Source organism: Bradyrhizobium sp. USDA 4503 (assembly GCF_054055815.1).
Genome location: NZ_JBSRXS010000001.1, coordinates 4,740,001 through 4,754,281, shown reverse-complemented (window position 1 = coordinate 4,754,281; position 14,281 = coordinate 4,740,001). Strand labels below are relative to the sequence as shown.

Below are 14,281 nucleotides of genomic sequence, written 5' to 3'. Positions count from 1 at the left end.
CGGAATCTCGAGATTCCGGGTTCGGTGCTGCGCATCGCCCCGGAATGACAGGACTACACCGGCGCCGCCACCAGCGACCGCGGATCGCGTACCGGCCAGCGGCCGGCCTCGACCAGCGCGATGAAGCGCTCGACCATCTCGTTGAACAGCGCCGGCTCCTCGAGGTTGAGCACGTGGCCCGACTTCGGGAAGAACGAGAGGCCGGCGGCCGGCAGATGCTGCTTCAGGAACATGCTGGGCGCGATGCAATTGTCGTCCTCGTCGCCGCACAGGATCAGCGCCGGCGTCGCGGCGCGCTTGATGGCGTCGGTCATGGTGTAGATCGAGGGCCTGCCGCCCTGGAAGCTGCGCATCGTGTTGGCTGAGCCCCTGGCGTTGTGGCGAGCGAGCGCGGCGTAGAAATCGGCGTGGCCGCGCGGATCCTTGACCAGGAACGGAATCCGGCTCGGCGCTTCGCGCGTCACCTTGGCGACCTCGACCGCGCCGATGCTCTCATATTGCTCGGCATTGGCGCGGCACTGCGCGCGGAAGGCATCGAGATTCTCGAGGCTCGAGCCGGAGCCGACCGCGGCCAGCGTCATCGACAGCGCGCGCTCCGGCGCGTTGAGGGCGACCTGCAGCGACGAATAGGAGCCCATCGAGAGTCCGACGAAATGCGCCCTGGCGATGCCGAGATGGTCGAGCACGGCGAGCGCGTCGGTATAGAAGTGCTGGTAGGTGTAGACGTCGGCACTCGCAGGCACGTCGGACGGCGTGTAGCCGCGCGCCGAATAGGCGATGCAGCGGTGGCCGCGCGCGAAATAGCGCATCTGCGGCTCCCAATTGGTGTGATCCGCGGCGAACTCGTGCAGGAAGATGATCGGGGTTCCGCTGCCGGCCTCTTCGAAATGGAGGCGGACATGATCTTTCGTCGTGGCGTAGGGCATTGAAATTCTCCTCTCGTTGGCCGCCCCCAGATTTGCAGTTAATTTTCAAGGCCGCAATGCGGCAGTTCCGGTTCCTTTCTCGTCATCGAATCATCGCGGAATGACCAAGAAATTGGTCCCGCAGTGCCGCATGAAATCTTCCTCGCGCCATCCCGATTTTCAAAACAACCGCCGTGTTCCCTTGAGTGTTTCCTTGGGAACGCGACGGGGAATTGGGGGGTGTTACAGAGGATCTAGTGAAGTATGGTTCAGTTGCTTGCGTGTCGCCGGTCGCTTTGTGTTTTGGCGCTGGCTCTGTGTTCGCTCACTCTCGCCGTGATCTCCGCCGCTCCGGCATCCGCCCGTCCGCATCATTCCCGTCACGCGCATTCGGCCCATGCCGGCCATCACGCGGGTCACTATGCACATCGTCATTATCGGCGGGCAGCGCGGCTGTCGCGCGCCGAGCGCCGCGCACTCGCGCAGCCAGGCGGGATCATCGAAACCAACGCAGCGCCGTTGCCCGGCAGCGCTGACCCCGTGCCCAACACGGGCGGCGTGATTGCGGCAAACGGCTTCGGCTCGTCCGGCATCGTCGCCGAGGCGCGCCGCTATCTCGGCGGCAATCCGACCGGCCGCTCCAGCCTGTGGTGCGCCCGCTTCATGAACATGGTGCTGCAGCACACCGGCCATCGCGGCACCGGCTCCGACATGGCGAGCTCGTTCGCCAAATACGGCACGCGCGTTTCGGGACCGCAGGTCGGCGCCATCGCCGTGATGAGCCGCCGCGGCGGCGGCCATGTCGGCATCATCACCGGCGTCGATGCCAAGGGCAATCCGATCATGATCTCGGGCAACAGCGGCCACCGCGTCCGCGAGACGCGGGTCTCGCGCGGCCGCATCTACGCCTATGTGATGCCGACCAACTGATCGCTCGAAAGCGGGGCGGGGCGCGCACGCGCCTTGCCCGGCCTACGACGCTACAGGTCCCTCAGCGGCAATCGTGTCGCCGACGGCGGCGCCGCCATCGCTGATGATCTCGGCATAGATGCCGCACTCATTGTTGCCGAAACGCTGCATCAGCGTGTTCGGCACCGAGAGGTCGCGCGCGCCGGTATCGGGATCGACATTGACCGCGGCGCAGCGGGTGATGCGCTTCACCACCCTGGCCCGGGCGCTGCCGATCGCAATGGTCTGGTCGAGCAGGCTGGCTTCATGCCAGGCCGGCCAGCCCTCGACATAGAGGTTGGCGCGGAAGCGCAGCGGATGGACCGGCGCCTGCACCATCTCCTCGATCGCCCGCAGGCTCGCCAGATTGATGATCGAGACCACCTTGCGCGGCACGTCAGAGAAGCTGTGCCCGGGGCTGACCAGCACCTTGGGCGGCCCCTTGATCTGGCCGGTATGACGATCGGCGAAATAGCGCTCGATCATGGCGCGGCCTTCCGCGGTCTCGAGGTCGCCCTGGGCCACCATCGCGCCATCCCGGCGCAGCGTCAGCACGTGGCTGTCATCGTCGAAATGGGCACGCAGCGGCGCCAGCCACTCGTCCCGCTGCAGCATCAGGAAATGCGGTTTCGGCAGCCATTTCGGCGCCGAGGGATCGAAACCGCTCGGGCCGTTCTCGATCGCATAGCGGCGATCGGAGCGGAGCGTCTCACCGATCTTGAACTCTGCGTGCGGCAGCGGCTCGGGCGTGAGACCCTTGACGGGATAGCGATAGATGCCGGTGATCCGGGCAGAGGAAGCGTGCGTGTTGTCCATTCGCCCGCTCTAGCCTGTTTGGCGTGCGAGGAGAACTGCCGCCCGCGGGAAGGTACTAGTCGGCGCGCGCCGCTCCAGGAGCGTCCAGCAGGCGTTGCATGAACACGAGATCGAGCCAGCGGCCGAATTTGCGTCCGACCTCCGGCATCCGGGCGACCTCGACAAAGCCGGCCCGCGCGTGCAGCCGCAGCGAGGCGAGATTGCCGCCGTCGATGCCGGCGATCATGACGTGCTTGCCGAGCGCGGTGGCCGCGGCGATCAGCTCGTCGACGATGATCCGGCCGAGGCCGCGGCCGCGATGATCGGCATGGATATAGACGCTGTGCTCGACGCTGTAGCGGTAGCCCGGGAAGGCCCGGAAGTCGCCGAATGTGCCGTAGCCGAGCACCGTCACTCCCTCGACGGCTACTAGCACGGGATAGCCCAGAGCCTGCCGCGCCGTCATCCAGGCCAGCCGCTCGGCCTCGGAATCCTGCTTCTCCGTCCAGATCGCGTTCGAGTTGGCGACCGCCTCGTTGAAGATCGCGGTAATCGCAGGGATGTCCTGCTCTGTGGCGGGGCGGATAATCATCGGTGGTTCCTTGACGGGCCTCTTGAACGGATCCCCATCGTCTATTATATAAGACGATATGTCAATTATAGAGGACAAGGCCGATGAGGCTCTCGGGCGGCGGGTTCGCGCCGAACGGGAGGGCCGCGGCTGGTCGCTGGCGGACCTCGCCGGGCGGGCGGGCGTGTCCAAGGCCATGCTCAGCAAGATCGAGCGGGCGGAGGCAAGCCCGACGGCGGCGACGCTGTCGCGGATCGCCACGGCCTACGGCCTGACCATGGCTGCGCTGTTCGAAGTTGCCTCACACAATTCCCGCCTGCAGCGGGCCAAGGATCAGCCGGTGTGGCGCGATCCGAAGGCGGCCTATCTGCGGCGGCAGGTGTTCCTGCATCCGGCCAATCCGCTGGAGCTGGTGGAGATCGAACTGCCTGCGAGGCAGGAAGCCGGCTTCCCCGCCAGCGCCTATCACTTGGTCCGCCAGGTGGTCTGGGTGATCAGCGGCCGCCTCACCTTGATGGAAGGAGCGGAGCGCCACGAGCTCGCTGCGGGCGACCGCGTCGAGCTCGGTCCGCCGTCGGACATCGTCTTCCGTAACGAAACCGCTCAGCCTTGCCGCTACCTTGTCGCCATCGTGCGGCGCTGAGCTTCACCGGGCGAAATCGCAGGCTGTGGCTCTTCCGTTTTGGAACCAAGTGCCCACATCTGCGGCAAGCCTGAACAATGATGGCGACGACCAGAGGCTGGTTGAGGAACGTCAACGCGGCCCGCGGAAACCCAATGAAGATGCCGTTGTCATGCCTGAATGGGTGACGATGGCAGGCCGAGGGAAAACGAATGAACATTGAGAAGTACACCGAGCGCGCGCGCGGATTCATCCAGTCTGCCCAATCGCTCGCAATGCGCGACGGTCACCAGCAATTCTCGCCGTTGCACCTGTTGAAGGTGCTGCTGGACGACAATGAGGGACTCGCCGGCGGTCTGATCGACCGTGCGGGCGGCAATTCCAGAGCAATCCTGAAAGCGACCGAAGAGGCGCTGAACAAGCTGCCGAAGGTCTCGGGCAATGGTGCCGGGCAGGTCTACCTGTCGCCGGAGCTGGCGCGTGCCTTCGATGCGGCGGAACAGGCCGCCGACAAGGCCGGCGACAGTTTTGTCACCGTCGAGCGGCTGCTGCTCGGGCTCACGCTCGAGAAGGGCAGCGAGGCGGCCTCGATCCTGAGCAAGGGCGGCGTCACGGCGCAGAACCTGAACGCGGCCATCGAAGCGCTGCGCAAGGGCCGCACCGCCGACAGTGCGACCGCCGAGAACGCTTACGACGCGCTGAAGAAATATGCCCGCGACCTGACCCAGGCTGCGCGCGACGGCAAGCTCGACCCGGTGATCGGCCGCGACGAGGAGATCCGCCGCACGATTCAAGTTCTGTCGCGGCGGACCAAGAACAATCCCGTCCTGATTGGTGAACCCGGCGTCGGCAAGACCGCCATTGTCGAGGGCCTGGCGCTGCGCATCCTCAATGGCGACGTGCCGGAGAGCTTGAAGGACAAGAAGCTGCTGTCGCTCGACATGGGCGCCTTGATCGCCGGCGCGAAATATCGCGGCGAGTTCGAGGAGCGGCTGAAATCGGTTCTGCAGGAGGTCTCGTCGGCCGAGGGCGGCATCATCCTGTTCATCGACGAGATGCACACCCTGATCGGCGCCGGCAAGACCGACGGCGCAATGGACGCGTCCAACCTCCTGAAGCCTGCGCTCGCGCGTGGTGAGTTGCACTGTATCGGTGCGACCACGCTCGACGAGTACCGCAAGCATGTCGAGAAGGATGCGGCGCTGGCTCGCCGGTTCCAGCCGATCTATGTCAGCGAGCCGACGGTCGAGGACACCATCTCGATCCTGCGCGGCCTCAAGGACAAATACGAGCAGCATCACGGCGTGCGCATCACCGACTCCGCGCTGGTGGCCGCGACCACGCTGTCGAACCGCTACATCACCGACCGCTTCCTGCCGGACAAGGCCATCGACCTGATGGACGAGGCGGCGGCGCGGCTGAAGATGCAGGTTGATTCGAAGCCGGAAGAGCTCGATTCGCTCGATCGCGACATCATCCGGCTGAAGATCGAGCAGGAGGCGCTGAAGAAGGAGAACGATGCCGGCTCCAAGAGCCGCTTGCAGACCCTGGAGAAGGAGCTCGCAGGGCTCGAGGAGCGATCGACGGCGCTGACGGCGCGCTGGAGCGCGGAGAAGAACAAGCTCTCCAATGCCCAGAAGCTGAAGAGCGAACTCGACGCGCTCCGCGTTGAGCTGGCCAATGCGCAGCGTCGCGGCGAATTCCAGAAGGCGGGCGAACTGGCCTATGGCCGGATTCCCGAGCTGGAAAAGAAGCTCGCCGACATCGAGGCGCAAGCGAACAGCAAGCCGAGCGGCGGCGAGATGATGGAGGAGGCGGTCACCGCCAACCACATCGCGCAGGTCGTCTCGCGCTGGACCGGCGTGCCGGTCGACAAGATGCTCGAGGGCGAAAAGGACAAGCTCCTGAAAATGGAGGACAGTCTCGCCAAGCGCGTCGTCGGCCAGGCTGAAGCCGTGCGTGCGGTGGCAACCGCCGTGCGCCGTGCCCGCGCGGGCCTGCAGGATCCGAACCGGCCGACCGGCTCGTTCATGTTCTTAGGCCCCACCGGCGTCGGCAAGACCGAGCTGACCAAGGCGCTCGCCGCTGACCTGTTCAACGACGAGACCGCGATGGTCCGCCTCGACATGTCCGAGTTCATGGAGAAGCACTCGGTCTCGCGGCTGATCGGCGCGCCTCCCGGCTATGTCGGCTACGACGAGGGCGGTGCCCTGACCGAAGCCGTGCGGCGCCGGCCCTACCAGGTCGTGCTGTTCGACGAGATCGAGAAGGCGCATCCCGACGTCTTCAACGTGCTGTTGCAGGTGCTCGACGACGGCCGCCTGACCGATGGTCAGGGCCGCACCGTCGACTTCCGCAACACGCTGATCATCATGACTTCGAATCTCGGTTCGGAGTTCCTGGTGAATCAGCCGGAGGGCGAGGACACCGCGGCGGTCCGCGATCAGGTGATGGGCGTCGTGCGGGCGCATTTCAGGCCGGAATTCCTGAACCGCATCGACGAGATCATCCTGTTCCACCGCCTGCAGAAGAGCGAGATGGGCCGCATCGTCGAGATCCAGTTCGCGCGGCTGACCAAGCTGCTCGAGGATCGCAAGATCGAGCTCACGCTGGACGCCAAGGCGCGGGACTGGCTCGCGGAGAAGGGCTGGGATCCGGCTTACGGCGCCCGCCCGCTGAAGCGGGTGATCCAGCGCAGCGTGCAGGATCCGCTGGCCGAGATGATCCTCGCCGGCGAGGTCAAGGACGGCGATCAAGTCGTGATCTCGGAGAAGGGCAACGTGCTGACCTTCAACGGTCAGGTGCCCAAAACCGCCGAGATCGTGCAGTTCGAGGCCCCGGTCTCGAAGCGCAAGCTGAACTGAGCGTTTCGATAGCGAAACCGGATGCGGCCTGGCGACAGGCCGCATCCATCGCCATGACATCGGCGGGCCGCATGCGACGGAGTTCCTGTTCGGCGGCCGGTTTTGTGAGCCCGAATTAATGAAACCGCCTCGGGACGGCGTTCGTTTTCATCCTGAATGACCGGCTGGAGTGGCAAACGTCCCGCGCAGCTGCAAAGGGAAGTATTCGGTCCGAATCGCATCGCTGATTCGCGCGCCGCCTTGCATCATCCTGCAAAGCCACACCGCCGGTCGCCCTCAGCAGCAGGCGAATTGCATGAGCAGAGACCTCATTGCCCATAACCTTGCCCATAACCGGCCCGTCTATGACGATCTTCATCCGCGCGTTTACGGCGCAGCCGCCGGCCTTGTCGCGTGGTTCGCGGCGGCGGCATGGATATTGTTCGACCGCCAGGACGACGTCGAGCTGTCGCTGATGTTCGTCAGCGTATTGCTGTTCGTCGCGGTGCTATTGCCGTGGGTGCTTTCGCTGATCTGGCGGAAATACGACGATCGGCACGATCTGCATCAGCGGTCGATTCCGTTCCGGGAGTGGCGGACCGGCGAATTCGCGGTCTGGGGCAGCACGATCAACAGCACCCATGCCACCATCGACATGCTGCTCCCGCTGGCGTCCGTGGCATTCGGGCTGACCGCGATCGGGATCGTGTTCCTGATCTGCGCCAGCCTCGCGCCGTAAATCTTGCCGGACCCGTCATTCCTGCGGGGCGATGGGCGGTGACGGCTCGTCGTCCTCGCTGGGCTCGAGTTCGGACAGGATATCGACCAGCTCGCGGGCGCGGCCGGTGGCCAGCGGCTTGCCGGCATTGATCAGCGGCTCGTCATTGGCGAGCCAGGCCTGCGCCTCGGCAAGCTCGGTGATCGTCGCCCCCGACGCGATAATCCTCGCGATCGTGACGTCGTCGGCGGAGCCGACGGCCTTCAGCACATCGTCGCGGGTGAGGCTTGCCATGCGCGCCTCCTCTGCAAGGTTTACCCAAGCGGACAAAGCCTGACGGGCGCGGATGGTTCCGGATGGAACGGCTTCCTGAGCGAGGTTTCCGCCGTCAGCGGTTGGTGGTGGAGCGCGTCTGCGACGTGGAACTGGTGGCGTCCGAGACGATTCGCGAGCTGCCGCGGCTGGACATCTGGGCCTCGATCCGGTCGCGCTCCTTCTCGAAGTTCGCCAGCATCGGGCCTTCGAGCGAACGGCCGCGCGGCAGCTTCACGCGCATCGGGTCGACGAATCGGCCGTTGACCAGGATTTCGTAGTGGACGTGCGGGCCGGTCGACTGGCCGGTCGAGCCGACGAAGCCGATCACCTGGCCCTGCCGCACCTTCTTGCCGATCTCCATGCCCTTGGCGAACGCCGACATGTGGCCGTAGGCGGTCTCGTAGCCATTGGCATGCTTCATGCGGATATATTTGCCGTAACCGCCCTCGTATCCGACCTTCTCGAGCACGCCATTGCCGGACGCGAAGATCGGCGTGCCGTAGGCGGTGGCCCAGTCGACGCCGGTGTGCATCTTCACATAGCCGAGGATCGGGTGGCGGCGGCCGCCGAAGCCCGAACGCATGATCGCGTTGTTGACCGGCTTGCGTACCAGGAACTTCTTCGCGCTCTTGCCGGTCTCGTCATAGTAGTCGACGAGGCCGTCGTCGGAGCTCTGGAATCGGTAGTACTTCTTGGTTTCGCCGCCCACGGTCAGCGCGGCGTAGAGCACTTCGGTCTTTTCGGTGCTGGTGACGCCCTCGTCCTCGCCGGCAAAGAACACGTCGAACGAGTCGCCGGGCTGGACCTTGCGCTGGAAATCGACGTCGTAGGAGTAGATCTTGACCATGTCTTCGATGACGGTCGGCGGCACCTTGTTGCGCAGCGCGGTCTCGTAAATGCTCTGGTAGAGCCGCACGCCGCTGCCATCATCCTCGTCATCGTCGCTGGAATTGTCGGCGGTCTCGGTGACGGTGTTCATGCTCTGCACGTCGACGGCAACGTATTTGCCGAGATCGGACAGCGCAGCGACGGCCTCGATGACGGATTCGTTGGCGACGATCACGCGATAGGGCTGCAGCCTGACATTCGGTCCGGGCGCGGCCGGCGCCATCAGGATTCGTACCTTCTGGCCTTCCTTCAGGCCGCCCTCGCGGCCACGCGGGCCGAGCGTTGCGGCGATCGCCTTCGCCTCGTCGGGCGTTGCGCCCTGATCGCGCAGGATCGAGGTGATGCTGTCGCCCTTCCTGACGAGGTGAACCCGTTCGCCGACCGGATTGCCGCCGGTGACCTGCTCTTTGGTCTTCGGCAGCAGGGTGACGTTCTCAGGCACCACGCGGGTCTCGAAGCCGGCATAGGGATCGGAGGTGTTGCCCTCGGTGGCGTAGGCCATCCTCATGTCGGGGCCGGCGCCGCTCGCGTCAGCCGCGGCATTGGCGAGTGAAGCGTAGCGCACCGAGCCGCCGGAGCCGCGCCAGTTGGCGGCGTCACGGACCCGCATCAGCACGTCGTCGAGCGCGACGACGGCGGCGAGCTTGGCTTTCGGCAGCACGGAGCCGAGATCCTTGGTGACGAACGAGACCTCGGCGTCGGGCTCGGCCGCGGCATTCGGATCCTCGGCCGCCGCCGGCGTGTCGGAGCCGACATCGGTCAAGAGACGCTGCGCGTTGAACGCCGGGATTTTGGCCGACAGGTCGCTCGTGGTCATCGAGAGATTGCCGGAAATTCGGATGAAGGGCCGCACCCGCATCACGTCGCGATTGCCGACGCGGGTCACGGTCGACACGCGCACCAGGCTGCGGGAGGCGGAGGATTCGCTGGGCGGCGGCAGGCGGTCACCCTTGTGCAGGCTGACGACGCGATCGTTGCCGGTGAACGCGCCGCGGAGCGCGCCTTCGACACGCTCCGGCACCTTGGCGAAGGTCATCTCGCCGTCGAGCGACGCAAAAACGGCGCCGCCGATCAGGGCCGCGCCACATAGTCCAGTCAGAATGGTGCCGCTAAACCATTGAACGGAGACACGGCGACGGTCGATCACCGCGGCCTCGGTGCCGTCGACTGAAAGCGGCGGCTCGTGACCGAGATCGATCATCCCGGTCTCGCGCCCAATTCCGCTTCCGCGTGACGCCCGTTGGCTCAACCCGATATCCCCCCAAATTCCAGCAACTGCGATCGACCTCAGTTCGTCCTCGTCCCCACCTTGATCCCCCGAAGAGGAATCGCGGCAGTGTGGCGAGCTACACGCATCGAATTCGAGAAGCCGATGGCCATTAGCTAGCCGCGATCTCGAACGTCAATGGTGTGCAGATCTCTCGATGTTGCTCGGCCGCGAAGGGAAGAGGCGACGGATTCTTGGAGAAAATCGCCTGGTCCCCCAGAAAAACCGCCCCAGCCCCCACAGGTTACGAGCGGTTCAATGCATTCGTTATAGCCAGAACGTCGCAGGATTGTGGCTCAAGTGCGGCATTTGAGGTGGAAAAGCTTCCCTGAAAGCAGGTCGATGCGCGCCGCCCGGCCCCGGGGCGGTCGGAACCCGTTTTGGAGGGCCTCACGGGCTGCCCGGCGACGAACTTTTTTTAAAGTTTTTTGCCGCGAGGGCTGGGTGGCGAATTTTTACCTCCGACCTAAGCCACGGAAAGCACGAGAATTTCTTCGCACTGCACAAGCGATTTGGGCGTGCGACGATTTGTTGACAATGGCCGTTGACAATCCCGAGGGGTGCGGACTATAAACCAACCACTGAGCGCGGCGCCGCCGGGTCACTGACCAAGGCGAGCGAACGCGCCACTGATGCTCCTCACTTCGATGAGTGACACAACAGCCGACATAAATCGGTTGAAGTTCACCGTCGGCCGGTGAAGGGCAGAACCACCCTCTAAGGGTGTGGGGTCATCGGATCCCGGGCTGTTTGACAAGTGAAGATGAAGAAAGAGAAACGTGGACGGCGGAGTCCTTGCGTCTCTCGGAATGCTTGAAAGCTTCGGCTTTTGACTTCTGAGAGTGGACGAAAGACTTCGGCGGTACACGTTTTAAAGGTTACACCATCGCTGCCAACGATGTGAATCGCAGGCGGCTCGTTGACTTCGGTCGACGAAGAATGGTGGGACCTCGTCAAACGTTGTGATCAGCCGGTTCAAGGTTTCAAGTCCAACTTGAGAGTTTGATCCTGGCTCAGAGCGAACGCTGGCGGCAGGCTTAACACATGCAAGTCGAGCGGGCATAGCAATATGTCAGCGGCAGACGGGTGAGTAACGCGTGGGAACGTACCTTTTGGTTCGGAACAACTGAGGGAAACTTCAGCTAATACCGGATAAGCCCTTACGGGGAAAGATTTATCGCCGAAAGATCGGCCCGCGTCTGATTAGCTAGTTGGTGAGGTAATGGCTCACCAAGGCGACGATCAGTAGCTGGTCTGAGAGGATGATCAGCCACATTGGGACTGAGACACGGCCCAAACTCCTACGGGAGGCAGCAGTGGGGAATATTGGACAATGGGCGCAAGCCTGATCCAGCCATGCCGCGTGAGTGATGAAGGCCCTAGGGTTGTAAAGCTCTTTTGTGCGGGAAGATAATGACGGTACCGCAAGAATAAGCCCCGGCTAACTTCGTGCCAGCAGCCGCGGTAATACGAAGGGGGCTAGCGTTGCTCGGAATCACTGGGCGTAAAGGGTGCGTAGGCGGGTCTTTAAGTCAGGGGTGAAATCCTGGAGCTCAACTCCAGAACTGCCTTTGATACTGAAGATCTTGAGTTCGGGAGAGGTGAGTGGAACTGCGAGTGTAGAGGTGAAATTCGTAGATATTCGCAAGAACACCAGTGGCGAAGGCGGCTCACTGGCCCGATACTGACGCTGAGGCACGAAAGCGTGGGGAGCAAACAGGATTAGATACCCTGGTAGTCCACGCCGTAAACGATGAATGCCAGCCGTTAGTGGGTTTACTCACTAGTGGCGCAGCTAACGCTTTAAGCATTCCGCCTGGGGAGTACGGTCGCAAGATTAAAACTCAAAGGAATTGACGGGGGCCCGCACAAGCGGTGGAGCATGTGGTTTAATTCGACGCAACGCGCAGAACCTTACCAGCCCTTGACATCCCGGTCGCGGACTCCAGAGACGGAGTTCTTCAGTTCGGCTGGACCGGAGACAGGTGCTGCATGGCTGTCGTCAGCTCGTGTCGTGAGATGTTGGGTTAAGTCCCGCAACGAGCGCAACCCCCGTCCTTAGTTGCTACCATTTAGTTGAGCACTCTAAGGAGACTGCCGGTGATAAGCCGCGAGGAAGGTGGGGATGACGTCAAGTCCTCATGGCCCTTACGGGCTGGGCTACACACGTGCTACAATGGCGGTGACAATGGGATGCTAAGGGGCGACCCTTCGCAAATCTCAAAAAGCCGTCTCAGTTCGGATTGGGCTCTGCAACTCGAGCCCATGAAGTTGGAATCGCTAGTAATCGTGGATCAGCACGCCACGGTGAATACGTTCCCGGGCCTTGTACACACCGCCCGTCACACCATGGGAGTTGGTTTTACCTGAAGACGGTGCGCTAACCGAAAGGGGGCAGCCGGCCACGGTAGGGTCAGCGACTGGGGTGAAGTCGTAACAAGGTAGCCGTAGGGGAACCTGCGGCTGGATCACCTCCTTTCTAAGGATGATCCTTCAGATCAGCTCACGCTATCTATCGGATCGTTTTAGAAACATTCAGGGGCCAACAGTTTCAGGATTGTTGAGCTCCATTGGCGGGATTTCGCCGTCTTCGTTTCTCTTTCTTCGCGGACGAACACGCGCCAGGGGCTGAGCGCTGTGCGATGCACCGACTTCAGGTCGAGTGCGCGCCGGCATGTCTCTCGTGTTAGGGGCTTGTAGCTCAGTTGGTTAGAGCGCGCGCTTGATAAGCGTGAGGTCGGAAGTTCAAGTCTTCCCAGGCCCACCATTTTGATCGAGTGCGGAGCATTCGTCTTCTGGTACGGGGCCATAGCTCAGCTGGGAGAGCGCGTGCTTTGCAAGCATGAGGTCGTCGGTTCGATCCCGTCTGGCTCCACCAGATGGAATTGAAGCTCGATAGCGCCTCGTTCATTTCGTCCGCGAAACATCACTTCGCACTCATTGGTCCGGATGGACGGTGACGTGCGTGTTTTCTGACATCGTAAAGAGGAGATCGATCCGAGTTTGGATCAAGCGAAGCAATTCGCCTGAGCCATTCATTATCTCCGGGATCATTTCGGCGCTCGCTTCAATCGTGAGATTGGATGCGGGTTGTAAATGATCCCTTTTAGCGAAGCTTGACCGCCTCGCTATCGGGCCGATCTTACGAAGCAAGCTGGTCTTTCTAGTCAATGTCCGGCTGCGCAATCGCATTCATCGAGGATGCGTGCCTGAGACTTCGGTCTTCGGGCAGTTGTGCAGACAACATTCTGCCGAGTGTGTGGACATTGATAATGAGAGCAATCAAGTGCCTTAAGGGTGTTCGGTGGATGCCTTGGCGCTGAGAGGCGATGAAGGACGTGCTACGCTGCGATAAGCCGTGGGGAGCTGCGAAGAAGCTTTGATCCGCGGATTTCCGAATGGGGAAACCCACCTTCGATAGCCGGAACTCCAAGACCTTGTGTGTTGGGGTTCGACCAGAAATGCGAGAAATCAAACCGCGAGGTTTTGGATTTCCGGTTATCAAGAGAAGGTATGAGACCTCTGAATAAAATAGGAGGTTTTAAGCAAACCCAGGGAACTGAAACATCTAAGTACCTGGAGGAAAGGACATCAATCGAGACTCCGTTAGTAGTGGCGAGCGAACGCGGACCAGGCCAGTGATACATCAAAGACAATCGGAACCTGTCAGGAAAGCAGGGCCTCAGAGGGTGATAGCCCCGTACGAGTAATGCGATGATGTATCCACGAGTAAGGCGGGACACGTGTAATCCTGTCTGAACACGGGGGGACCACCCTCCAAGCCTAAGTACTCCTCAGCGACCGATAGTGAACCAGTACCGTGAGGGAAAGGTGAAAAGCACCCCGACGAGGGGAGTGAAATAGACCTGAAACCGGACACCTACAAACAGACGGAGCCCAAGATACGTTCTGGGTGACGTCGTACCTTTTGTATTATGGGCCAGCGACTTAATTTAACGAGCAAGCTTAAGCCGATAGGCGAAGGCGTAGCGAAAGCGAGTCTGAATAGGGCGTCAAGTTCGTTGTATTAGACCCGAAACCTAGTGATCTAGCCATGAGCAGGTTGAAGGTGAGGTAACACTCACTGGAGGACCGAACGGGTGCCTGTTGAAAAAGGCTCCGATGACTTGTGGTTAGGGGTGAAAGGCCAATCAAACTGGGAAATAGCTGGTTCTCCGCGAAAGATATTTAGGTATCGCCTCGGATGAATACCTCAGGGGGTAGAGCACTGGATGGGCTAGGGGGACTTACCGTCTTACCAAACCCAACCAAACTCCGAATACCTGAGAGTACTATCCGGGAGTCACACGGCGGGTGCTAACGTCCGTCGTGGAGAGGGAAACAACCCGGACCTACAGCTAAGGCCCCTAATTCGTGGCTAAGTGGGAAAGGATGTGGAAATCCCAAAA

General features: G+C 62.0%; 9 protein-coding genes, 2 tRNA genes and 2 rRNA genes (1 of these 13 cut by a window edge). 8 read left to right on the top strand and 5 right to left on the bottom strand.

The genetic code is table 11. From position 1 onward, the window contains the following. Positions 1–53: 53 nt before the first annotated feature. Positions 54–926: an alpha/beta fold hydrolase gene (locus tag ACVMIH_RS22955; RefSeq protein ID WP_456855189.1), complete on the bottom strand. Its 873-nt coding sequence runs from the start codon at positions 924–926 to the stop codon at positions 54–56. A 243-nt stretch (positions 927–1,169) separates the two neighbouring features. On the opposite strand from ACVMIH_RS22955, the gene ACVMIH_RS22950 reads away from it, so the two are divergent. Further along, positions 1,170–1,835 (top strand): TIGR02594 family protein, encoded by a 666-nt coding sequence (locus ACVMIH_RS22950; protein ID WP_456863447.1) that lies wholly within the window; start codon positions 1,170–1,172, stop codon positions 1,833–1,835. Positions 1,836–1,877: 42 nt separating this feature from the next. Here ACVMIH_RS22950 and ACVMIH_RS22945 read toward each other — a convergent pair whose 3' ends face one another. Continuing rightward, positions 1,878–2,669, bottom strand: coding sequence for an MOSC domain-containing protein (locus ACVMIH_RS22945; protein WP_456855190.1), 792 nt, complete (start codon positions 2,667–2,669; stop codon positions 1,878–1,880). A 55-nt stretch (positions 2,670–2,724) separates the two neighbouring features. Further along, positions 2,725–3,240: an N-acetyltransferase family protein gene (locus ACVMIH_RS22940; RefSeq protein WP_456855191.1), complete on the bottom strand. Its 516-nt coding sequence runs from the start codon at positions 3,238–3,240 to the stop codon at positions 2,725–2,727. A 58-nt stretch (positions 3,241–3,298) separates the two neighbouring features. On the opposite strand from ACVMIH_RS22940, the gene ACVMIH_RS22935 reads away from it, so the two are divergent. From ACVMIH_RS22935 to ACVMIH_RS22925, 3 genes are all read left to right on the top strand, one after another. Then, positions 3,299–3,862: a helix-turn-helix domain-containing protein gene (locus ACVMIH_RS22935; RefSeq protein ID WP_168858416.1), complete on the top strand. Its 564-nt coding sequence runs from the start codon at positions 3,299–3,301 to the stop codon at positions 3,860–3,862. Between the two features lie 191 nt (positions 3,863–4,053). Continuing rightward, entirely contained in the window at positions 4,054–6,705 is a 2,652-nt protein-coding gene (clpB, locus tag ACVMIH_RS22930; RefSeq protein WP_456863444.1) for an ATP-dependent chaperone ClpB, read from the top strand. A gap of 295 nt (positions 6,706–7,000) precedes the next feature. Continuing rightward, on the top strand, positions 7,001–7,423 hold the full coding sequence (locus ACVMIH_RS22925) for a hypothetical protein (RefSeq protein ID WP_456863441.1): 423 nt from the start codon (positions 7,001–7,003) through the stop codon (positions 7,421–7,423). 15 nt (positions 7,424–7,438) lie between these two features. Here ACVMIH_RS22925 and ACVMIH_RS22920 read toward each other — a convergent pair whose 3' ends face one another. Beyond that, complete coding sequence (locus ACVMIH_RS22920) at positions 7,439–7,696, bottom strand: hypothetical protein (protein WP_456863438.1); 258 nt, start codon at positions 7,694–7,696, stop codon at positions 7,439–7,441. A gap of 94 nt (positions 7,697–7,790) precedes the next feature. After that, positions 7,791–9,854, bottom strand: a complete 2,064-nt coding sequence (locus tag ACVMIH_RS22915) for a M23 family metallopeptidase (protein WP_057017855.1) — start codon at positions 9,852–9,854, stop codon at positions 7,791–7,793. Between the two features lie 1,008 nt (positions 9,855–10,862). On the opposite strand from ACVMIH_RS22915, the gene ACVMIH_RS22910 reads away from it, so the two are divergent. The 4 genes from ACVMIH_RS22910 to ACVMIH_RS22895 form a co-directional block, all read left to right on the top strand. Beyond that, positions 10,863–12,351: ribosomal RNA gene (locus ACVMIH_RS22910) — 16S ribosomal RNA — on the top strand. A gap of 211 nt (positions 12,352–12,562) precedes the next feature. Beyond that, positions 12,563–12,639, top strand: a tRNA-Ile gene (locus tag ACVMIH_RS22905). Positions 12,640–12,674: 35 nt separating this feature from the next. Further along, positions 12,675–12,750, top strand: a tRNA-Ala gene (locus tag ACVMIH_RS22900). Positions 12,751–13,152: 402 nt separating this feature from the next. Beyond that, positions 13,153–14,281 (top strand): 23S ribosomal RNA (locus tag ACVMIH_RS22895); it runs 1,717 nt beyond the window's last position. Together the 16S and 23S rRNA genes with 2 tRNA genes alongside form the textbook arrangement of a ribosomal RNA operon.